At 73.0% G+C, this 20,531-nt stretch carries 20 protein-coding genes and 1 tRNA gene; 9 read left to right on the top strand and 12 right to left on the bottom strand.

Features of this window, described 5'->3' with window-relative positions; translation table 11 throughout:
* Positions 1-85: 85 nt before the first annotated feature.
* From ACQPZG_RS22640 to ACQPZG_RS22630, 3 genes are all read right to left on the bottom strand, one after another.
* Positions 86-1,174: an LLM class flavin-dependent oxidoreductase gene (locus ACQPZG_RS22640; protein ID WP_433547559.1), complete on the bottom strand. Its 1,089-nt coding sequence runs from the start codon at positions 1,172-1,174 to the stop codon at positions 86-88.
* Between the two features lie 341 nt (positions 1,175-1,515).
* Positions 1,516-2,235 (bottom strand): maleate cis-trans isomerase family protein, encoded by a 720-nt coding sequence (locus ACQPZG_RS22635; RefSeq protein ID WP_433547558.1) that lies wholly within the window; start codon positions 2,233-2,235, stop codon positions 1,516-1,518.
* 1 nt (position 2,236) lies between these two features.
* Positions 2,237-3,127: a maleate cis-trans isomerase family protein gene (locus tag ACQPZG_RS22630; protein ID WP_433547557.1), complete on the bottom strand. Its 891-nt coding sequence runs from the start codon at positions 3,125-3,127 to the stop codon at positions 2,237-2,239.
* Positions 3,128-3,221: 94 nt separating this feature from the next.
* On the opposite strand from ACQPZG_RS22630, the gene ACQPZG_RS22625 reads away from it, so the two are divergent.
* Together ACQPZG_RS22625 and ACQPZG_RS22620 are read left to right on the top strand one after the other, a co-directional pair.
* Positions 3,222-4,220, top strand: coding sequence for a D-2-hydroxyacid dehydrogenase (locus ACQPZG_RS22625; protein ID WP_433547556.1), 999 nt, complete (start codon positions 3,222-3,224; stop codon positions 4,218-4,220).
* Positions 4,201-5,640 carry an amidase gene (locus tag ACQPZG_RS22620; protein WP_433547555.1) on the top strand — a complete coding sequence of 480 codons (1,440 nt, stop codon included), beginning with the start codon at positions 4,201-4,203 and terminating at the stop codon, positions 5,638-5,640. The genes ACQPZG_RS22625 and ACQPZG_RS22620 overlap by 20 nt, the downstream gene beginning before the upstream one ends.
* Before the next feature lie 187 nt (positions 5,641-5,827).
* On the opposite strand, the gene ACQPZG_RS22615 is transcribed toward ACQPZG_RS22620, so the two are convergent.
* On the bottom strand, positions 5,828-6,796 hold the full coding sequence (locus ACQPZG_RS22615; RefSeq protein WP_433547554.1) for a D-alanyl-D-alanine carboxypeptidase family protein: 969 nt from the start codon (positions 6,794-6,796) through the stop codon (positions 5,828-5,830).
* Positions 6,797-6,976: 180 nt separating this feature from the next.
* Here ACQPZG_RS22615 and ACQPZG_RS22610 point away from each other — a divergent pair, with 180 nt between their 5' ends.
* Positions 6,977-7,717, top strand: a complete 741-nt coding sequence (locus ACQPZG_RS22610) for a class I SAM-dependent methyltransferase (RefSeq protein ID WP_433547553.1) — start codon at positions 6,977-6,979, stop codon at positions 7,715-7,717.
* A 44-nt stretch (positions 7,718-7,761) separates the two neighbouring features.
* Here ACQPZG_RS22610 and ACQPZG_RS22605 read toward each other — a convergent pair whose 3' ends face one another.
* Positions 7,762-8,490, bottom strand: a complete 729-nt coding sequence (locus ACQPZG_RS22605) for a hypothetical protein (protein ID WP_433547552.1) — start codon at positions 8,488-8,490, stop codon at positions 7,762-7,764.
* Between the two features lie 68 nt (positions 8,491-8,558).
* A complete protein-coding gene (locus tag ACQPZG_RS22600) occupies positions 8,559-9,074 on the bottom strand; it encodes a DUF3830 family protein (protein ID WP_433547551.1) in 516 nt (171 codons plus the stop codon).
* 105 nt (positions 9,075-9,179) lie between these two features.
* On the opposite strand from ACQPZG_RS22600, the gene ehuB reads away from it, so the two are divergent.
* From ehuB to ACQPZG_RS22570, 6 genes are all read left to right on the top strand, one after another.
* Positions 9,180-10,073 (top strand): ectoine/hydroxyectoine ABC transporter substrate-binding protein EhuB, encoded by an 894-nt coding sequence (gene ehuB, locus ACQPZG_RS22595; RefSeq protein WP_433547550.1) that lies wholly within the window; start codon positions 9,180-9,182, stop codon positions 10,071-10,073.
* Positions 10,070-10,753, top strand: a complete 684-nt coding sequence (gene ehuC, locus ACQPZG_RS22590) for an ectoine/hydroxyectoine ABC transporter permease subunit EhuC (RefSeq protein ID WP_433547549.1) — start codon at positions 10,070-10,072, stop codon at positions 10,751-10,753. The genes ehuB and ehuC overlap by 4 nt, the downstream gene beginning before the upstream one ends.
* On the top strand, positions 10,750-11,403 hold the full coding sequence (gene ehuD / locus ACQPZG_RS22585) for an ectoine/hydroxyectoine ABC transporter permease subunit EhuD (protein WP_433547548.1): 654 nt from the start codon (positions 10,750-10,752) through the stop codon (positions 11,401-11,403). Before ehuC ends, ehuD begins: the two co-directional genes overlap by 4 nt.
* Positions 11,393-12,175 (top strand): ectoine/hydroxyectoine ABC transporter ATP-binding protein EhuA, encoded by a 783-nt coding sequence (ehuA, locus tag ACQPZG_RS22580; protein WP_433547547.1) that lies wholly within the window; start codon positions 11,393-11,395, stop codon positions 12,173-12,175. Before ehuD ends, ehuA begins: the two co-directional genes overlap by 11 nt.
* Before the next feature lie 251 nt (positions 12,176-12,426).
* Positions 12,427-13,197, top strand: coding sequence for an IclR family transcriptional regulator (locus ACQPZG_RS22575; RefSeq protein WP_433547546.1), 771 nt, complete (start codon positions 12,427-12,429; stop codon positions 13,195-13,197).
* Between the two features lie 95 nt (positions 13,198-13,292).
* A tRNA-Lys gene (locus tag ACQPZG_RS22570) sits at positions 13,293-13,366 on the top strand.
* A gap of 81 nt (positions 13,367-13,447) precedes the next feature.
* Here ACQPZG_RS22570 and ACQPZG_RS22565 read toward each other — a convergent pair.
* The 6 genes from ACQPZG_RS22565 to ACQPZG_RS22540 form a co-directional block, all read right to left on the bottom strand.
* Complete coding sequence (locus ACQPZG_RS22565) at positions 13,448-13,660, bottom strand: DUF6059 family protein (RefSeq protein WP_433547545.1); 213 nt, start codon at positions 13,658-13,660, stop codon at positions 13,448-13,450.
* Complete coding sequence (locus tag ACQPZG_RS22560) at positions 13,657-15,441, bottom strand: acyltransferase domain-containing protein (protein ID WP_433547544.1); 1,785 nt, start codon at positions 15,439-15,441, stop codon at positions 13,657-13,659. Before ACQPZG_RS22560 ends, ACQPZG_RS22565 begins: the two co-directional genes overlap by 4 nt.
* Before the next feature lie 359 nt (positions 15,442-15,800).
* A complete protein-coding gene (locus ACQPZG_RS22555) occupies positions 15,801-16,076 on the bottom strand; it encodes an acyl carrier protein (protein ID WP_433547543.1) in 276 nt (91 codons plus the stop codon).
* Between the two features lie 34 nt (positions 16,077-16,110).
* Complete coding sequence (locus ACQPZG_RS22550; protein WP_433547542.1) at positions 16,111-17,322, bottom strand: ketosynthase chain-length factor; 1,212 nt, start codon at positions 17,320-17,322, stop codon at positions 16,111-16,113.
* Positions 17,319-18,584 carry a beta-ketoacyl-[acyl-carrier-protein] synthase family protein gene (locus ACQPZG_RS22545; RefSeq protein WP_433547541.1) on the bottom strand — a complete coding sequence of 422 codons (1,266 nt, stop codon included), beginning with the start codon at positions 18,582-18,584 and terminating at the stop codon, positions 17,319-17,321. The genes ACQPZG_RS22550 and ACQPZG_RS22545 overlap by 4 nt, the downstream gene beginning before the upstream one ends.
* A gap of 282 nt (positions 18,585-18,866) precedes the next feature.
* Positions 18,867-20,516 (bottom strand): acyl-CoA carboxylase subunit beta, encoded by a 1,650-nt coding sequence (locus ACQPZG_RS22540; protein ID WP_433547540.1) that lies wholly within the window; start codon positions 20,514-20,516, stop codon positions 18,867-18,869.
* Positions 20,517-20,531: the final 15 nt, after the last annotated feature.

The raw sequence follows: 20,531 nt of genomic DNA, 5'->3' as shown, positions 1-20,531 counted from the left end.
CGCGGGACCGCCGAACGGCTGACAGGGGGCGTAGGACCGCCGAACGGCCGGCCACGGCCGTGGGGCCGTGGGGCCGTGGGGAGCGTCAGCCGCGGTCCGTGGGCGCGGCGGGCAGCTCGTACGCGTCGGCGATCAGCTCGTACGAGCGGACCCGGGCCGCGCCGGAGTGCGCGTTCGCGGTGAGCATCAGCTCGTCGGCACCGGTGCGCTTGGCCAGGTCGTCCAGACCGGTGCGGACGGCGTCGGGGGTGCCGTGGACGACGTTGGCCAGCCAGCTGTCGACGAACTCCCGCTCCAGCGAAGTGAACGGGTACGCCTCCGCCTCCTCGGGAGTCGGGATGAGGCCGGGGCGCCCGCTGCGCAGTCGCAGCATGTTGAGCGCGCCGGTGAGCACCTGGCGGCGGGCCTCTGCCTCGTCCTCGGTGGCCAGCGCGGAGACGCCGATGACGGCGTACGGCGCGTCGAGGGTCCCCGAGGGCCGGAAGGACTCCCGGTACAAATCGAGCGCCGGGATCGTGTTCCGCGCGGAGAAGTGGTGCGCGAAAGCGAAGGGCAGGCCGAGGGTTCCGGCGAGCCGGGCGCTGAAGCCCGAGCTGCCGAGCAGCCAGACCTGGGGGGTGTTGCGGTGGCCCTGGACCGGGCCGGGGACGGCGTGGATGCGCGCGTACGGGTGGCCGTCCGGGAAGTCGTCCTCCAGGAAGCGGGTCAGCTCGGCGAGCTGGCGCGGGAACTCGTCCGCGCCCTCGTGGGGGTTGTCGCCGCGCCGCAGGGCCGCGGCGGTCGCGCCGTCGGTGCCGGGGGCGCGGCCCAGGCCGAGGTCGACGCGGCCGGGGGCCATGGCTTCCAGGGTGCCGAACTGTTCCGCGATGACGAGCGGCGCGTGGTTGGGCAGCATGACGCCGCCGGAGCCGAGGCGGATGCGCTCGGTGTGGGCGGCGAGGTGGGCCAGGATCACGGCCGGGGACGAACTGGCGACACCGGGCATGGAGTGGTGCTCGGCCACCCAGTAGCGGTGGAAGCCGCGGGACTCGGCGAGCCGGGCGATGTCGACGCTGGTGCGCAGGGCGTCGGTGGGCGTCGCACCGACACCGACGGTGGCCAGGTCGAGGACGGAGAGGGGGGTGGGGGCGAGGCCGGTGGCGCGGGCGCGAACGGGGTGGGGGGTGGGTTCCACCGGGGGTCCTCCTGGGGGTGGGGCGTTTGATCATCCGTACGTCCCTGTACGAACAGGAGGGGCACTCCGGTTATTCCCGCCGGGGTACGGGGGCGGCGCGAACGCGAGGGGCCGGGGGCGGGGCCGGTCGGGGCGGCCTGCTCCGGGGGGCGTGGTGCGGGGGCGTGGTGCAGGGGGCGGGCCGGGTCGGTGGGCGCGCGCCCGGTTCGGGCGGGCCGGGGCTGTGGGCGGGGCACGCGGTGCGGAGGCGCAGGCCCGGTGCAGGCGGCGCGAGGCTGTGGGCAGGGCAGGTGGCGCGGGAGCGGGGCGGGAGCGGGGCCGGTGCGGGGCCGGTCGCGTGGTCATGGCCTGTCGAACAGCGCGCCCAGCTCCTTCGCCCGCACCCGCCTGTCCGTCAGGCGCAGTCCTTCCCAGACGGTGACCTGGTTGGCGGTCAGGACGGGTTTGCCCACCTCCCGTTCCAGGTCCGGGAGGTGCGCCGCCGTGTGCAGTGCGGTGTCCGGCAGCAGGAGCGCTTCCGCGTCCGGGTGGTCACCGGCGCGGGCCAGGGCGAGGACCTCCTCGCGGCCCCAGGTGCCGACCTCGGCGGCCGTGACGATGCCGCTGCCCCGGGTCGAGACGACCTCCGCACCGGACGCCTTGAGGAAGTCGCGGAAGAGTTCCGCGACGTCCGGCGGATAGGTGGCGGCGACCGCGACGCGGCTCGCGCCCAGCGCCCGTACCGCGCGGGCGAAGGCGAAGGACGTGGAGGAGGCGGGCAGCCCCGCGTTCCGGGCGAGCCGGCGGACCTGGTCGTGCGCGCCCTCCCAGCCGTACACGAAACTGGCGCTCGTACAGGCCCAGACGATGGCCTCCGCGCCGGCGAGGCGCAGCTCCTCGACGCCGGCGGCGAGACGGGTCTCGGCCCCCATCTCCAGGAGGGCTTCGACCCGGTGCGCGTCGGTGCCGATGTCGGTGTGGGCCAGGGGAAGCCGTACGTCGGCGCCCGCGAGCAGCGCTTCCATCCGGGGGTAGTCGTCCTCGGCGGAGTGGCCGGGGTAGAGGAATCCGATCGCTGTCATGTCAGGTCTGGCCTTCCTGCTCGGGGAACGGCGGCGGGTCCTGGAGCACCGGCGGGAGGACCGGCGGGCCGCCGGGCGGGAGCGCCTCCGAGAACGCTTCCGACAGCACCTCCGGCAGCACCGCGGTGGCCGGTGGCCGGGGCTGCGAGGCCATCAGCAGTTGCTGGTACGGGCCGACCGCCTGCGCTCCCAGGCGGCGCAGCGCGGCCCACATGGTGACCTGGTTCGCGGAGATGACGGGCATCCGCAGTTCCGCCTCCAGTTGGGGGATCACGTCGTAGGTGGGGAGGTTGGTGCAGCTGATGAACAGGCAGTCGGCGGCGCCGACCACCGCCTGCCGCGCCAGGTCCACCACGTCCCGGTACGGCACCTTCCAGATGTGCCGGGTGAGGCCGAGGAACTCGCGGCCGGTGATCGCGATCCCCGCCTCGGCGAGATAGCCCTCCAGGGACCGGGTGACCGATTCGGTGTACGGGGTGACCAGCGCGATGCGCCGTGCGCCCAGTTCGGTGAGCGCTTCGAGGAGGGCTCCCGAGGTGGTGACCGCGGGCAGGCCGCCCGCTCCGGTCTCTCCCGCCCGGGACATCGCCTCGCACATGGCGCGTTCCCCGGCGGTGCCGTCGACGAAGCTGCCCGACGTGCAGGCGTAGGCGACGACCTGGGGCCCGACGGCGATCAGTGCCCGGACCGCCTCGCGCAGCGTCTGGTGTTCGCTGATCAGCCGGGCGAGGTCGAGGCTGACCTCGACGGGGACGAAGGGGGTGCGGGTGAGGTGGAGGGAGACGCCGTCCGGTACCCAGCGCCACAGCTCCCGGTCGAGAGCGAAGTCGAAGGGGGCCACGACCCCTACACCGCGTTGCGGCTGTGGCCCCCCGAGGAATGCGATGTCCAATGCGGCCCCCAGGGACGGGTATTGACGACCGTAGGGTGCGGGTACGAGCGTGGTCAATCCGCACATCTGCGACGTCTCGAAACGGTTCCTCACCATGACCGACGCACCCGAAGCACTCGCGGCCCCCGACGACGACGGAATCACCCTTCTCGTGCTCGACGCCGATCCGCCGCCCCGGCTCGGCAGCCTGACCGGTCGCGCCCGCATTCTGCACGGTGACGACTCGACGATCGCGCGTCAACTGCCTGTGGCAGATGTTCTGTTGGTGTGGGACTTCCTTTCGGACGCGGTACGGCGGGCCTGGCCGGGGGAGGGCCCGCGGCCTCGCTGGGTGCACACCGCGAGCGCCGGCGTGGATCACTTGATGTGTCCGGAGCTGGCCGCTTCGGACACGGTCGTCACCAACGCCAGGGGCATCTTCGAGACACCGATCGCGGAGTACGTCGCCGGGCTGGTGCTCGCCTCCGCGAAGGACTTCGCGGGCACCAACGAGCTTCAGCGGCAACGCCGTTGGCGGCACCGGGAGACACGGCGGGTGGCTGGCACGCGGGCCGTGGTGGCCGGGTCGGGGCCGATCGGGCGAGCTATCGCGCGGACGCTGGGGGCCCTGGGCGTCCGGGTGGCGGTGACCGGGCGCACCGCACGTCCGGGGGTGCACGGCCCGCAGGACCTGTTGCCGCTGGTGGCGCGGGCCGACTGGGTGGTGTGCGCGGCGCCGCTGAGCGACGCGACGCGGGGCATGTTCGACGCGCGGACCTTCGACGCGATGAGCCCTTCCGCGTACTTCGTCAACGTCGGCCGCGGGCAACTCGTTGTCGAGGAAGACCTGTTGGCGGCGCTGCGGAAGCGCTGGATCGCCGGGGCCGCGCTCGACGTCTTCGCCCACGAACCCCTCCCGCCCGAGAGCCCGTTGTGGGACGTACCGGGGCTGACCGTCTCGCCGCACATGAGCGGCGACGTGGTCGGCTGGCGCGACGAACTCGGCAGCCAGTTCCTGGAGTTGTTCGACGTCTGGGCAAGTGGGAAGCCGCTGGCGAATGTAGTCGACAAGAATGTTGGGTACGTCCCCTCCCATGACCTCACACAGGACTGAACCCGGGACCGGACCCACCTCCCTCACCGGCTTCACGGCCCGCGGGCTGCTCGCCGCGTACGAGAAGGGCGAGGTCTCGCCCGTGGAAGCGACCCGGGCCGTACTGGAGCGGGCCGAGGCGGTGCAGGGCACGCTCAACTGTTTCGTCCGGACGGCGCGCGAGGACGCGCTGGCCCAGGCCGCCGCCTCGGAGGAACGGTGGCGGCGCAAGGAGCCCCGGGGGCTGCTGGACGGCGTGCCGGTGACGGTGAAGGACCTGCTGCTGACGGCGGGAATGCCGACCCTGCGGGGCTCCAGGGCGGTGGCGGAGTCGGCCGGTTGGGCGGAGGACGCGCCGTCCGTGGCCGGGCTCCGCGAGCACGGCGCGGTCCTGATCGGCAAGACCACCACGCCCGAGTTCGGCTGGAAGGGGGTGACCGACTCGCCCCGCCACGGGGTGACGCGCAACCCCTACGATCCGTCGCGCACCGCGGGCGGCTCCAGCGGCGGCAGCGCGGCGGCCGTCGCGGCGGGAGCCGGGCCGCTGTCGGTCGGTACCGACGGGGGCGGCTCGGTCCGCATCCCCGCCTCCTTCTGCGGCGTCTTCGGCATGAAGCCCACCTACGGCCGGATACCGCTCTATCCCTCCAGCCCCTTCGGCACCCTCGCCCACGCGGGACCGATCGCCCGGGACCCGGCGGACGCCGCCCTGATGCTGGACGTGATGGCCGGGGAGGCGGACTGGCGCGACTGGTCGCAGTCCGCCCCGGACGACGGGACCCGGGCCGGGCTCTTCGACGGGGTGCGCGGGCTGCGCGTCGCGTACTCGCCGACGCTCGGCGGACAGGTGAAGGTGGCTCCGGACGTGGCGGCGGCGGTACGGGGCGCGGTGCAGTGCCTGGCCGAGCTGGGCGCCTACGTGGAGGAGGCCGACCCGGACTTCGCGGACCCGGTGGAGTCCTTCCACACCCTGTGGTTCAGCGGGGCGGCCCGGGTCGTACAGGGGTTCGGGCGGGCGCAGCGGGAGGCGCTCGATCCGGGGCTGCGCGAGATCTGCGGCATCGGCGCCCGGTACAGCGCGCTGGACTACCTGGCGGCGGTGGACGCGCGGATGGCTCTGGGGCGGCGGATGGGACGCTTCCACACCGTGTACGACCTCCTGGTGACCCCGACCCTGCCGGTCACCGCCTTCGCGGCGGGCGTCGAGACGCCCGGGGGCGCCGGCTCAGGCACGCGCCGGTGGACGGGGTGGACCCCGTTCACGTACCCCTTCAACCTCACCCAGCAACCGGCGGCGACGGTGCCGTGCGGGACGGACCGGGAGGGGCTGCCGGTCGGCGTTCAGCTGGTCGCCGCGCGGCACCGTGACGGGTTGGTGCTGAGGGCTGCGGAGGCGTTGTACGGGGCGGGCGTCCGGGGCCCGGCGCACCCCACGGGCTGAGCGGCCCGGCGCACCCGCGACCCGAACGAACGCGCGCACCGTCGGCTGAAGGACCCGCGCGCACCGTCGGCTGAGCGGCCCGGCGGGCACCGTCGGCGCGGGGCCCGGGTCGCGGGGGGCGGGACACGGGGGGCGCGGGTCGGCGGACCGGGGGCCTCCGGGTCGCCGAGCCGCGCCGCGCCGGTGCCTACCGCTTGAACCCGTGGTCGAGCAGCCTGCCCGCGTCCTTCGCCCGGTTCACGTCCGAGGACGAGGCGAGCACGGTGCCGTACAGGGTCTTGTTGCCGCGTTGGGTCGCGAAGACCAGGCAGTACTTGGCGGTCGGGCCCGAGCCGGTCTTGATGCCGAGGGTGCCCTGGTAGCTGCTGAGCAGGGGGTTGGTGTTGGTCCACTTCATGGTGCGGTGGCCGCCCGTTCTGGTGAGCGTGCGCTGCGTGGTCGACTTCGTGGCGACGACCTTGCGGAAATTGTCGTTCTTCATCGCGCTGACGGCGAGCCCGGTGAGGTCGCGTGCGGTGGAGTAGTTGCCGTTGCCGCCGATTCCGTCGAAGGAGTCGAAGTGGGTGTTCTTCAGGCCGAGGGAGCGCGCGGTGGCGTTCATCCTGGCGATGAAGGACTTCACGCGGGCTTCCCGCGTCGAGCCCGTGCCGAACTTGTCCGCGAGGGCGTACGCCGCGTCGCAGCCCGACGGCAGCATCATCCCGTACAGGAGCGTGCGCACGGTGACCTGGTCGCCGACGATCAGGCGGGCCGAGGAGGCCGTGTTCCGGACGATGTAGTCGCTGTACGCCTTCTGGACGGTGACCTTGGCGTCGAGGTTCAGGCCCTTGCTCTCCAGGACCACCTTCGCGGCCATGATCTTGGTGGTGGAGCCGGTGGGGAGGCGGGTGTCGGCCGCCTTGGCGAAGAGCGGCTTGCCGGACGCGTTCATCAGGAAGGCGCCCTTGGCAGTCACGGCCGGTCCCTTGGGCGCGGCTGCCGGCACCGAAGGGGCCGCGGTGGCGGGGCGGGACGGGGCGAGCGCCCGGGCCGGACCTACGAGACCTCCGGCCGCCAGCACCGACCCCGCGCTGACGGCGATGACGGCGACCGCCGAGACGCGGCGCAGAGGGACGCTCTGCCTGATTCCGGCGGGTGCGTGCGTTCCGTTCTTCATGGCACATGCTCCAAATGCTCATATTCCGGTGGCCACTGGGAGAGTCGCCCACTCTCGTGACGACCGGGACGGGCAAAGGGGCACGGCCTGCGCCCAGAAATCCCACCGCGCCGTCATCTTCGAGCCACCTTTCGCCGCCCAGCCTTCCCCGCGGGCCCGTCGCGTGTTCGGCTGGAGCACATGAAGGACGTCGGGCGCGAGGGATACGGCGGGAGCGGGCCGGGTGCGATCACCCCGGACGGGTGCGCGGTGGAGCTGTACCGCCGCATGGACACCCGGGGCGAACCGGAGATCGTGGCGCGGGCGGCCGGTGACCGGCTGCCGGGGGCACGCCTGCTGGAGCTCGGCTCGGGTGCGGGCCGGCTCACCCGGCCCCTGGTGCAACTCGGTTTCGCGGTCACCGCCGTGGACGAGTCGGCCGAGATGCTGGCGGCGGTCCGCGAGCGGCTGCCGGGGGCCGTCCGTACGGTGCACAGCGCCATCGAGACGTTGCAGCTGGACGGCCGGCCGGCCTACGAGGTCGTCCTGCTCGCCTCGTTCCTCGTCCACGCGGGCACCGAAGGAGTGCGCGAAGGACTGCTGCGCACCTGCCGCCGCTACGTCGCGGACGACGGGTGCGTGGTGATCCAGCGGGAGTCGCCCGGCCTGCACCTGGAACTGCCGTACGCACGCGAACTGCCCGACGGCGGACTGATCCGCCTCGTGTCGTCGGAGCCGTCGGCGGTGGGCCGCCCCGGGACGCGGTCCCTGCGGTGCGAGTACCGCTTCCCCGACGCGAGGTGGACGCAGACGTACCTGTCGTGCCCGCTCACGGAGGAGGAGTTCGAGGGGGCACTGGCACAAGCGGGGCTGGAACTCGACGGCTACCTGGACGAGGGGCGGACGTGGGCGCGGGCGGTGCCGGGCGCGCGGGCGCGCTGAACTTCGCCTGAGGGTGTCGGCGGGCGCGGGCGGGCCGGGCGGGTTCAGGCATCCTCTCCCCGCGGGCCGGGACCGGCATCCGGCGACCCTTCGATGCGGTCCAGGACACGCACCGCGCGGCCCCGGTTGCGTCGTACGAGGAACGCACTGCCGGTGAAACACCCGGCGGCCACGCAGTACACGGCGGCGGCCCACCAGTTTCCTTCCACCGCCTGGATGACGACGTTGAGCAGCATGGCTCCCGGCGCCACCAAGTAGAGCCACAGCGGCATCGTCCAGGTGACCTGCCGACGGGCCAGGACGGCCATCGCCCTGCGGTGGCGCGGGTCCCGCGGCAGCCGTTCGTCACGGATGCGGCGGACCAGCACGGGGAGCCGGTGCGGCGCGATACCGGTCTCGGCGGCGAGCCTGCGCCGTAGGCGGATGCCGAACCAGAGGCACACGGCCATGACCGCCGCGTACGCGGGACCGGCCCACAGGAGGGCCTCCCGGCCGAAGAGGATCCACACGCCGACCGCGACGAGGAGAAGCGCCACGACGCCCCACACCAGGCCCAGCCACGGCGCGTCGGTCGGCTTGCGCTCCCCCGCCCAGTCCACCTCGTCGCCGTCGGTCCACGCGTCGGCCCCGGGCACCCCTGCGGCCCCGGACCGCTCGTCGGTCCAGGGCTGGGCGGCGGTCCCGGGCGGCGTCCCCTCCGCCGCTTTCCGACCGTCCGCCCGGTCGTCGCTCGTCGCCCAACTCGCGTGTTCGCTGCGTAAGTTGTCCGTCATGTGTGCCGGGTGCCCCCACCCCCCGTACCGCATGCGCCGGGCACGGACAGGCAGCGGCGGTACGGAAGCTACGACGCTCGGCCCGACGACCGCCGGAAGCTCAGCGTCTCCCCCACCGCGCCCGCCCGCCACAGGTCCTGGCAGGCGTCCGCCATGCGGTCCAGGCCGTCGACGACGGCGCCCCAGACGATGCCGGGGACCCAGCCCTGGTCACCGTTGAGGAGGAGGTTGTTGCGTTCGTAGAAGAGGGCCAGGTCGACGATGGTGGGGCGGTCGGGGCGGATGTGGTCGACGGAGTAGCCGTGGGAGCCGGTGGCCAGTTCCGTACCGGCGAAGGAGAAGTAGCAGAGGTCGCCGGGGATCGGGGTGACGGTGGGGTTTTCGAGCGGCGGCTCGGTGGGGGCGAAGGACGGGAGGAGGGCGTAGATCTCGTTGCGGGCGTACTTCGCGTGGTAGACGTCGCCGCCGAGCGGGAGGGCGTCCCAGACTGCGCGGCAGGTGATCGGGGCCTTGTCGTCGAGGAGCCGGGCGGTGCAGCGCACACCGCGCTTGTCGAGCGATACGTCCACGAATCGGTCGGTCATCCTTCCATCGTGCGGCGGCAGTCGTCGGCGTCAAGGCGGCATCTGTCGCGACGACGGCCGGAATTGGCTGGAGTAGATGTGCGGCACCTGGGTAGCCGCGCGCCCATGGCTCCTACGAGAAGTGCAAGAAGTCCGAACATTGCGAGGCGCTCCCTCCTCAGAGGCGGGGCGGCACTGGGCGCGGCGGGGGCGCTCGGGGTCGCCGCGACCGGGTGCAGCAAGGTGCCGACCGGGGACACACTGGCCCGGCTGAAGTCCCAGGGGACCGTCCGGCTGGGGATCGCGGGCGAGGCACCGTACGGCTACATCGACGACCAGGGGAAGTTCACCGGGGAGGCCGTCGAACTCGCGAAGGTGATCTTCAAGCGGCTCGGCGTCGGGAAGGTGCAGCCGGTCGCGACGGACTTCTCGTCGCTGATCCCGGGGCTCAACTCCCAGCAGTTCGACGTGGTGTCGGCCGGGATGTACATCAACAAGGACCGGTGCGCGCAGGTCGTCTTCGCCGACCCCGAGTACCAGATGCTGGACTCCTTCATCGTGAAGAAGGGGAACCCCAAGAACCTCACCTCGTACGCGGACATCAAGAGGACCGGCGCCAAAATGGCCACCGGCACCGGGTACGCGGAGATCGACTACGCGATCGGCAACGGCATCCCGGAGAAGGAGATCGTGATCCTCCAGGACCCGGTGGCCGGGCTGAACGCCGTGGAGTCGGGGCGCGTCGACGTCTTCGCCGGGACCGCGCTGACCGGGCGCGAGGTCGTCAAGAAGAGCACGAAGGCGGAGGCCACCGAGCCGTTCGCGCCGCTCGTCAACGGCGAGAAGAAGGTCGACGGCGGCGGCTTCGCGTTCCGCAAGCTGGACACCGGGCTGCGCGACGCCTTCAACGTGGAGATCCACAAGATGAAGAAGAGCGGTGAACTCTTCCGGATCCTTGAGCCGTTCGGCTTCACGAAGTCGGAGATGACGACGCTCACGGCCGAGGAGTTGTGCCGATGACCGCCGGTCTGTGGCAGCACTGGATCCTCCCGGGGATCTGGACGACGCTCCAGCTCACCCTCTACAGCGCCGTGCTGGCGACCGCCGTCGCCTTCGGCATCGGCATGGCCCGCACCCACCGGCTGTGGATCGTGCGCTTCCTCGCGGGCGTCTACACGGAGGTGTTCCGGGGGACGTCGGCGCTGGTGCTGATGTTCTGGCTGTTCTTCGTGGTGCCGGGGCTGATCGGCTGGGCGTTCGTGCCCATGTGGGCGGCCGTGCTCGCCCTGGGGCTCTCCTACGGCGCGTACGGTGCGGAGGTCGTGCGCGGCGCGCTCGCCTCGGTCACCCCCGCGCAGCGCGAGGCGGGCATCGCCCTGAACTTCACCCCCTGGCAGCGGATGCGGCTGATCCTGCTGCCGCAGGCGGTGCCGGAGATGATCCCGCCGTTCAACAACCTGCTGATCGAGCTGCTGAAGGGCACCGCGCTGGTGTCGCTGCTGGGCATCGGTGACGTGTCGTTCGCCGCGTACCTGGTGCGGCTCGCCACCCAGGAGAGCGCGCAGATCTACTCCATCACGCTCGTCATCTACTTCGTGATCGCGTTCCTGCTGACGCGCGGCATGAAGGTCGTGGAGCGCAGGACCAAGGCCGGGATCGGCATCGACGTCAAGGCCCAGGCCGCCGGGGGTACGCGATGAGCAACTGGGACTGGTCCGCCGTCGCGGACTTCATGCCGCGCTTCTGGGACGGGGTGCAGCTCACCCTCCAGATTCTGGCGCTCGGCTCGCTGCTGTCGTTCTCGCTGGGTCTGGTGTGGGCCTTCGGTCTGCTGTCGGCCAGCAAATTCGTGCGGTGGCCGGTGAACGTGGTCACCGAGTTCATCCGCAACACCCCGCTGCTGGTGCAGTTGTTCTTCCTGTTCTTCGTGCTGCCGGAGTTCGGCGTGCAGTTCTCCGCGGTCACCACCGGCACGGTGGCGATCGGGCTGCACTACTCGACGTACACCGCACAGGTCTACAAGGCGGGCATCGACGCCGTACCGGTCGGGCAGTGGGAGGCGGCGACCGCGCTCAGCCTGCCCAGGCACCGCACCTGGTTCGCGGTGATCCTCCCGCAGGCGATCCGGCGCATCGTGCCGGCCCTCGGCAACTACGTCGTCTCGATGCTGAAGGACACCCCGCTGCTGGCCGGCATCAGCGTGCTGGAACTGCTCCAGCAGGCGCGGCTGGAGAGCGCGGCCACCTTCCAGTACACCGAGCCGCTGACCGTCGTCGGCGTCGCCTTCATCCTCATCGCCTACCCGGCGTCCCTTCTGCTGCGAGTCCTGGAGCGTCGTCTTGTCCGCTGAGACCGTCAAGCCCGCCGAAGCCCCCTCCCCCACCGCCGACCTGATCAGATTCGACAAGGTCACCAAGCGGTTCGGGGACAACACCGTGCTGGACGACCTGTGCTTCTCGGTGAAGCCGGGCAAGCACGTGACCCTGATCGGGCCCTCCGGGTCCGGCAAGACCACCATCCTGCGGCTGCTGATGACGCTGATGAAGCCCGAGGAGGGGACGATCCACGTCAACGGGCAGCAGCTCTTCCCCTCGCGGGGCGAGAAGCAGCTGCGCGAGGTCCGCAAGAACATCGGGATGGTGTTCCAGCAGTTCAACCTCTTCCCCAACATGACGGTGCTGCGCAACATCACCGAGGCACCGGTCCGGGTCCTCGGCCTGTCCCGCGACGAGGCCGACGAGCGGGCCCGCGAACTGCTGGACATGGTGGGTCTGGGCGAGCGCGCCGACGCCAAGCCGACCCAGCTCTCCGGCGGGCAGCAGCAGCGCGTGGCCATCGCACGGGCGCTGGCCATGCGGCCCCAGGTGCTGCTGCTCGACGAGGTGACCTCGGCGCTCGACCCGGAGCTGGTGGCCGGTGTGCTGGACGTGCTGCGCGACATCGCCCACACCACCGACATCACGATGCTCTGCGTGACGCACGAGATGAACTTCGCCCGGGACATCTCGGACGACGTCCTGATGTTCGACGCGGGCCGGGTCATCGAGTCGGGCCCGCCGGAGAAGATCTTCGGGGACCCCGAGCACGAGCGGACCCGGGAATTCCTCGGCGCCGTGCTCTGAGGCCGCACACAGAAGCGTGATCTGACCCTGGCATGTGCCAGAGGTGGTGCGCCCCAGGTCGCGGGGCCCCACCGGGCACACCCCGGCGATTCCTTTTGTCAACCCCCGTCCCGGTGGCGGGGGTTGACGGCTATCGTGGCAGAGCGACGCACGAACGATGCAAGCCGTCACGCTCCGGACCGGTCGGCGCAGCCGCACGACGCAGGCCGGCCGGGGCAGACCGGACGGCTCCAACCTTGGTAGGGGGACCCGTGGTGCTGAAGCCCGAACCGACCACACCGCAGCAGCCGCAGCAGTCCGTGCGGTACGCGCTGCGCGTGCTGGAGTCGGTTTCCCGGCACGCGGACGGCGTCACCGACGTCACCCTCGCCCGCGAGACCGGACTCCCCGCACACGAACTCGGACCCCTGCTGCTGATGCTGCGCCGCGAGGGGTACGTCGCCCAGGTCTCCGACGGCGCGTACGTGGCCGGTGAGGCGCTCGACCTGGTCGGCGCCCCCGGCAGCACCCGCCGCGAACTCGTCGAGCTGCGCCTCCAGCGGACCCTCGACCAGCTGCGCGACTCGGTCGGCGCCGCGATCTACCTGAGCCGGTACGTCGACGGCGAGATCAAGGTGACCCAGGTCGCCGAGGGTCCGCTCACGCCCAAGGTCAACGAGTGGGTGGACTTCCGTTCCTCCGCGCACGCCAGCGCCATCGGCAAGTGCCTGCTCACCCAGCTCGACCGGGACGGCCGCCGCGACCACCTCTCCCGGCACAGGACCGCCCGGCTGACCTCGCGGACGATCACCAACGAGCGGGTCCTGTTCACCAAGCTGGACAGCCAGCCGCCGACGGTCCCGGTCCTGGACCTCCAGGAGTACGCGCTGGGCACCGTCTGCGCCGCCGTACCGCTCACCGCGGGCGCGGCCGTCGGCTGCCTCGCCCTGTCGCTGCCCGTCGAGCAGGCGCACCGCCTGCGCCGGGCGGCGGACGCGCTGAACCGGCGGGCGACGCCGATGGCCCTGTCGCTGTCCCTGTGACCGGGCCGCCGCGGGCACGGCGCCCGTGAGCGGGCCGCCACCGTCCGTACTCGGTCGGGAGCACCCCTTCGGACCAGGTACGATTGACGAGTCAAGCGCCGCTAGCTCAGTTGGTTAGAGCAGCTGACTCTTAATCAGCGGGTCCGGGGTTCGAGTCCCTGGCGGCGCACTTGATGAGAGCGAAAGGGCGACACCGGTTCTCCGGTGTCGCCCTTCGTCGTGTGCCCGGCAAGCCGGTCCGCTGCCGGGCTCAGCCGCCGGTCAGCTCCCGCTCCAGGGCGCGTTCGGTGGCGCTGAGCGGCAACTGCGGGCACATCCGCTCCGGGTGGCCGGGCGCGGGACCGGCCGGCTCCGTCCCCGGCTCCCCGTCCGGTTCGCCCGGCGGAACGTACACGTACAGCAGGCCCGCCGGGAGCAGCCAGTCGCACAGGAACGCGTCCAGGGCGCGCCGCCACTTCCTCATGCGGGTGCCAGGGTGCGGTCCTGCGCGCTGTCCGCGCTCCAGGACCAGAGCGCGGAGAGCGCACCGGGCCGCGGGTCGTGGCCCTCGGTCCACAGCCGGGCCGCCGCCCCCATCAGCGACTGCCGGTCCGCCTCCCGGGTGCCCGGCCTGGCCGGGAGCAGCGGCACCGCCGCGCTCGCCCCCAGCCGCACCGCCCGGTGGCGGCGGGCGAACGCGGTCAGCGTCTGCCGGGGACCGGCCTCCACCAGCAGCATGTCGTCGACCGCGAGCAGCGATTCGAGCGCGGCCTCGAAGTACACGGTGTCGGTGATCTGGCGGGCCCAGAAGCGCGGGCTCGTCGCCTCCTCCTCGGTCATCAGGCCGCCGGTGTAGCCGGAGTAGAGCGGCAGACGCGGGGCGCGCAGGGCGATGCCGCGGTACGTCTTCTCCAGGGCGTCCGACGCCGGAGCCATCGCAGGCGAGTGGAACGGGCTGGTCGCCGGTACCGCCACCACGGTGAACCCGTCCGCGCGGAGCCTGGCCTCGACGGCTGCGAGCGGGGCGACGGATCCGGCGAGCATCGTCTGCTGGCGGGCGTTGACGGCGGCCACCGCCACGTCCGCGGCCAGGTAGGGGCGCAGCCGCTCCTCGTTGGCGGCGACCGCGAGCATGCCGCCGGCCGGGATGCGGACTGCCTCACGGACCCGGGCGCGGACCATCGCGACCGCGTCCTGGAGCTCCATCACTCCGGCGAGGGCGGCGGCCACCAGTTCGCCGGCGCTGTGGCCGAGCAGGGCGGCGGGGCGCACGCCCCAGCTCATGACGGTGCGGGCGAGGGCGTAGTCGACGGCGAACAGCAGGGGCTGGGCGCGGCGGACGTCGTCCACCGGGATCTGTGCCTCCCCCTCCGCCAGCCAGTCGGCGCGGATCGCGGACGCCTCGTCGCCGAAGTGGGCGAGCACGGCGTCGAAGGCGGCGGTGAAGACGGGTTCGCGGCCGTAGAGGCCGGCCGCCATGGCCAGGTGCTGGGAGCCCTGGCCCGGCAGGAGCAGGGCCACCGGGCGGGGGCTGTGGTGGGTGACGGTGCTCGCGCGGTGCACCGATGCCTGGGCGAGGGCGGCGACGGTGACCGCCGCGGCGCGCACCGGGCCGGGCGGGGTGCCGCAGGGCAGGACGGTGGGCAGGGAGGGGAACGCCTCCTCGTGCACCCCGCCGAGCAGCGGCAGCAGTTCGCCCCGTACCCGGGTCTCGTCGGCGGCGTCGCGGCCGGACCACAGCAGGAGCCGGTGCGAGTCGGGCGACGTGCGGCGGACGCCGTGCCGCAGCGGACGCAGCGGCGGGGTGGCGTCGGCGGCCCCCGGTTCCCGCAAGGCGGTGAGGTCCAGTACGCCGATGACCGGCGCGGCGTCGGCGACGGCCTCGGCGGCGCGGCACACCGCGTACACGGTGATCGCGCCGGGCTCGGGCTCGCCGAACGCGGCGACCAGCGCGAGGTCCGCCGAGCGGTCGTGGAGGTCGTGGTGGGCCTGCCGCAGGGCGGCGGCCGGGGTCGGGAAGGTGCGTACCGCGAAGCCTTCGTGCGGGGTGGGGACCGCGGGGGCGTCGGCCGAGGCGCCCAGGTAGACGAGGGTGCGGGTGGGCAGGTCGGCGGGGCTGCGGCCGAAGGCGCGCAGGACGGCGGAGACGGCGGCGGGGGTGGCGGGCAGCGGGGTGACGGCCGCGGTCGTCTGCTCGTGCGGGGTGGCGGGACCGGGGCTGACGACCAGCCGCCGGGTCACCGCGCTGTGCGGGGTGAGGGACATGTGGGCTCCTCGGGGCTGGGTCGGCGGGGTGCCGGCGGGATGCACGGGGAGAGCAGCCGCCCCGGGACGGGGGGCTCCGGGACGGCTGCGGTTCGGGGGGCTGCGTTCGAGGGCTGCGGTTCGGGGGCTGCGGTTCGGGGGTCCGGGCGCCCGTGCAGGGGCGTGGCGGAACCGCGCGAGCAGCCGGGCCGCGCGCTTCGGGGCCGCGCGCTTCGGGGCGGCGGGCGCGGCAGGGGCGGCCCGCCGCGGGCGCGCTGGTGGGCCGGGCCCCGGGGACGGCCGGTGTGCGGCCCGGCGCGGGGCCCCGGGCGGGGCCCCGCGCCGGCTGCCGGGCCCTGGGCGGGCCCGGCGGGGGTGGGTCAGGCGGCCTGGGCCGGGGGGTTGGCGTTGATCAGCGCGAGCAGGGCGCCGGGGGTCTCCGCGTCGACTATCGCGTCGTCCGGGATGGCGATGCCGTACTCGCGCTGGATCTGGCCGATCACCTGGAGCAGGGCCAGCGAGTCGTAGCCGAGGTCGATGAAGGGGGTGTCCAGGACGTCGCCGTCCAGGTCGATGCCCTCCTCCTCGCCCGCGCTCTCGCGCAGCATGCGGGTCAGGTCGGCCAGGGTCACGGTGGTGGACGTGGTGGTGGACATGAGCTGCCTTTCGGTTGGGTGGGAGAGAGCTGGGTCAGTGAGGGGCGCGCAGGACCAGGGCGGCGTTGAAGCCGCCGTGGCCGCGGGCGAGGACCAGTGCGGTGCGCGGGGCGCTCTCGCGGGGGGCGTCGACCACGAGGTCGAGGCCCGGGAGCGGGGTGCCGGTCACCGTGGTGGGCGGCACGACGCCGTCGCGCAGGGAGAGCAGGGCGGTCGCCACGTCGAGGGAGGCGCCGCCCGCCAGCAGACGGCCGGTCAGCGACTTGGGGGCGGTGACCGGTACTCCCCCGGGGCCGAAGAGGGCGATCAGGGTCTCGGCCTCCTCCGCGTCGAGGGCGGGCACCCCGGACGCGTCGGCGAAGACGACGTCCACGTCCGCGGGGGTGAGACCGGCGTCCTTGAGGGCGTTCTCCGCCGCCCGGCGCAGCCCCTTGGGCCGGCCCGAGCCCGGGGCCGCGTCGAGGGTGGCCGCGTATCCGGCGATCTCGCCGTAGATCTGGGCGGCGCCCCTGGCGCGGGCCGAGTCGGCGTCCTCGGTGATGAGGATCGCGCCGCCCTCGCCGGGCACGTAGCCCTGGGCGGTCGTGGACAGCGGGGAGTACGCCGTGGCCGGGTCGGGGTCGGTGGAGAGCAGGCCGGAGGCGATCTGCGGGACCCAGCCCCACGGGCAGAGCATCGCGTCGACGCCGCCCGCGACGACCGCGGGGCAGCCCTTGCGGATGTGCCTGCGGGCCTGGCCGAGGGCGTCGAGGCCGCCGGCCTGTTCGGTGAGGAGCACGCCGCTGGGGCCGCGCATCTTGTGCCGGATGGAGATCTGGCCGGTGTTCACCGCGTAGAACCAGGCGAAGGACTGGTAGGCGCTGACGTACTCCTTGCCCTGGCTCCACAGGTTCTGGAGCTCGCGCTGGCCGAACTCGACGGCTCCGCCGGAGGCGGAGGTGACGACTCCGACGCCGTACTCGGGCAGCGCCTCGGGGTCCAGTCCCGCGTCCGCGATGGCCCAGTCGGTGGCGGTGAGCGCGAGGCGGGTCATGTGGTCGGTCTGCGGCAGCAGGCGGGAGGGGATGTGGTCCTCGGCGACGTAGCCGGGGACCTCGCCGCCGACGGTGGACGGGTAGGAGGACACGTCGAAGCGGGTGACGGTGTCCAGGCCGGACGTGCCGGTGAGGGCGGCCTTCCAGTAGTCCTCGGTGCCGAGGCCGTTGGGGGCGGTGATGCCGAGTCCTGTGACGACGGTGGCGGTCATGCCGCGCTCCTCTCCGGGCGGGCCAGCAGCATCGCGCTCTGGAAGCCGCCGAAGCCGCTGCCCACGCTGAGGACGGTGTCGGCCTTCTGCTCACGGGCCGTCAACGGGATGTAGTCCAGGTCGAGTTCGGGGTCGGGTTCGTGCAGGTTCGCGGTGGGCGGCAGCACGCTGTGCTCCATCGCGAGGGCGCAGGCGGCGATCTCCAGGGAGCCGATCGCGCCGAGCGAGTGCCCGATCATCGACTTGATGGAGCTGATCGGGGTGGCGTAGGCGTGCGCACCGAGGCTGCGCTTGAACGCGCCGGTCTCGTGGCGGTCGTTCATCTTGGTGCCGGAGCCGTGCGCGTTGATGTAGTCGATGGCGGTGGGGTCGAGGCGGGCCTCGTCGAGGGCGGCGTCGATGGCGGTGGCCATCTCGATGCCGTCGGGCTTGAGGCCGGTCATGTGGAAGGCGTTGGCGCGGGAGGCGAAGCCGGCGATCTCGGCGTAGATGTGCGCGCCGCGTGCCTTGGCCGCCTCGTACTCCTCCAGGACGAGGATCGCCGCGCCCTCCCCGAGGACCAGGCCGCTGCGGGTCCGGTCGAAGGGGCGGCAGGCGCTCTCGGGGGTGTCGTTGCGCGGGGTGGTGGCGTGGATGGCGTCGAAGCAGGCCGAGGTGATCGGGGAGATCGGGGCCTCGGTGGCTCCGGCGATCATGATGTCGGCGGTGCCCTCGCGGATGAGTTCCACGGCGTGGCCCAGCGAGTCCAGGCCCGAGGTGCAGCCGGTGGAGACGACCGCGGCCGGACCTTCGGCGCCCGCGGCCCGGCCGACCTCGGCGGCCATCGAGCTGGGGACGAAGTGGTTGTACAGCTCCGGAACGGCGTACGTGTGATCGACGTTCCACAGCCGGCCGCCGTCGCTGGTGACGACGTACTCGCGCTCCAGGCTGGTGGTGCAGCCGACCGCGCTGCCGAGCGAGGTGCCGATGCGGCCCGGGTCGACGGCGGCGAAGTCCAGGCCGCTGTCGGCGACGGCCTCGCGGGTGGAGACGACGGCGAACTGGGCGGCCCGGTCCAGGCGCCTGATCTCCTGGGGGGTGAGCCCTGCGGCCTCGGGGTCGAAGTCGCACTCGGCGGCGACCTGGGAGCGGAACGGCGACGGGTCGTAGAAGGAGATCCGCCGGCTGGCGGTGCGTCCCGCGGTGAGCAGGTCCCAGTACTCCTTGACGCCGACCCCGCCGGGGGCCACCACGCCGAGGCCGGTGATGACGACTCTGCGCATGGCGGCTACCTCGTCTTCCTGACTGAAAGGGTGCGGGACACTCTGCTTTTCTCCTCCGTTGGGTGCGGAACCGGCGCCCGCGCTGCGGTCTGCGGGCGGGGTGCGGACGGTGCGGCGGCCGGGACGGTTCAGGGTCTTGGCCTCCCCGTCCCGGCCGGCCGTCCGGCCGGACGCCCGCTTGTGGCGTGCCGCCGTGCGCCGGTGCCGTCATGGAACGTCCGCCCCCTCGACAGCCGCTCGCGTCCGCGTGGACAGCCCGCGGCGGGGTGCGCGAGGGGCATTTCAGGTGGGTGTGTTGCCGTGTTTGCGGGCGGGCACCCGGGCCTTCTTGGTGCGCAGGGCGGCCAGCGAGCGGATCAGTACGGAGCGGGTCTCGCCGGGGTCGATGACGTCGTCGACGAGGCCGCGCTCGGCCGCGTAGTAGGGATGCATCAGCTCGGTCCTGTACTCCTTGATGCGTTGCTGCCGTACGGCCTCCGGGTCGTCGGAGGCGGCGATCTCGCGGCGGAAGATGACGTTGGCGGCGCCCTCGGCGCCCATCACGGCGATCTCGTTGGTGGGCCAGGCGAAGGACAGGTCGGCCCCGATGGAACGGGAGTCCATGACGATGTACGCGCCGCCGTACGCCTTGCGCAGGACCAGGGAGATGCGCGGCACGGTGGCGTTGCAGTAGGCGTACAGGAGCTTCGCGCCGTGCCGGATGATGCCGTTGTGCTCCTGGTCGACGCCGGGCAGGAAGCCGGGCACGTCGACGAGGGTGACCAGGGGGATGTTGAAGGCGTCGCAGGTGGAGACGAAACGGGCGGCCTTCTCCGACGCGTGGATGTCGAGGACCCCGGCGAGCGCGGCGGGCTGGTTGGCGACGATGCCGACGGGGTGGCCGTCGAGGCGGGCGAGGGAGCAGACGATGTTGCGCGCCCAGTTCTCGTGCACCTCGAAGTGGTCGCCGTCGTCGACGATCTCCGCGATCACGTCCCGGATGTCGTACGCGCGGGTGGGGTCGGCCGGCACCAGGGAGACGAGGGCGTCGGTGCGGCGGTCCGCGGGGTCGTCGGCGGGTTCGGCGGGGGGCATCTCGCGGTTGTTGGAGGGCAGCAGCGACAGCAGGTGGCGTACGTCGTCCAGGCAGTCGCGCTCGTCGTCGTACGTGAAGTGGCTGACCCCGGACACCGTGCCGTGGACGTCCGCTCCGCCGAGGCCGTTGTGGGTGATCTCCTCGCCGGTGACGGCCCGTACGACGTCGGGGCCCGTGATGAACATCTGGGCGCTCTCGCGGACCATGAAGACGAAGTCGGTGAGGGCGGGGCTGTAGGCGGCGCCGCCCGCGCAGGGGCCGAGCATCACGGAGATCTGCGGCAGGACGCCGGAGGCGGCGACGTTGCGGCGGAAGATGCCGCCGTATCCGGCGAGCGCGGTGACGCCCTCCTGGATGCGGGCTCCCGCGCCGTCGTTGAGGGAGACCAGCGGGGCGCCGGCCGCCTCGGCGAGGTCCATCACCTTGTGCACCTTGGCGGCGTGCGCCTCGCCGAGCGCGCCCGCGAAGACGCGGAAGTCGTGGGCGTACGCGAAGACGGTGCGTCCGTGCACCTGCCCCCAGCCGATGACGACGCCGTCGCCGTGCGGCTTGCGGTGCTCCAGGCCGAAGCCGGTGGCGCGGTGCCTGCGCAGCGGCTCGATCTCGGTGAACGTGCCCTCGTCGAAGAGGAGGTCGAGGCGTTCGTGGGCGGTGAGTTTGTTCTTGGCGTGCTGGCGGCGGGTGGCCTCGGGGTCGGGGCCCCGGCCGACCTCCTCCTTGAGCCGCCGCAGTTCGGCGGTGGCGGCGGCGAGGTCGGGGGCCGGCACGGGGGTGGGTGCCGGTGCCTGCGCGGGGGCGGGGGCCCGGGTGGGGGCGGGGGCCTGGGCGGCGGGGCGGTGGTCGTCGAGGATCGTCATCGGCGCACCGTAGGA

This window comes from Streptomyces sp. CA-294286, from assembly GCF_050947155.1.
Taxonomy (GTDB): domain Bacteria; phylum Actinomycetota; class Actinomycetes; order Streptomycetales; family Streptomycetaceae; genus Streptomyces.
The sequence above is the reverse complement of the archived record's forward strand: the minus strand, read 5'-3'. Positions and strand labels throughout refer to the sequence as shown.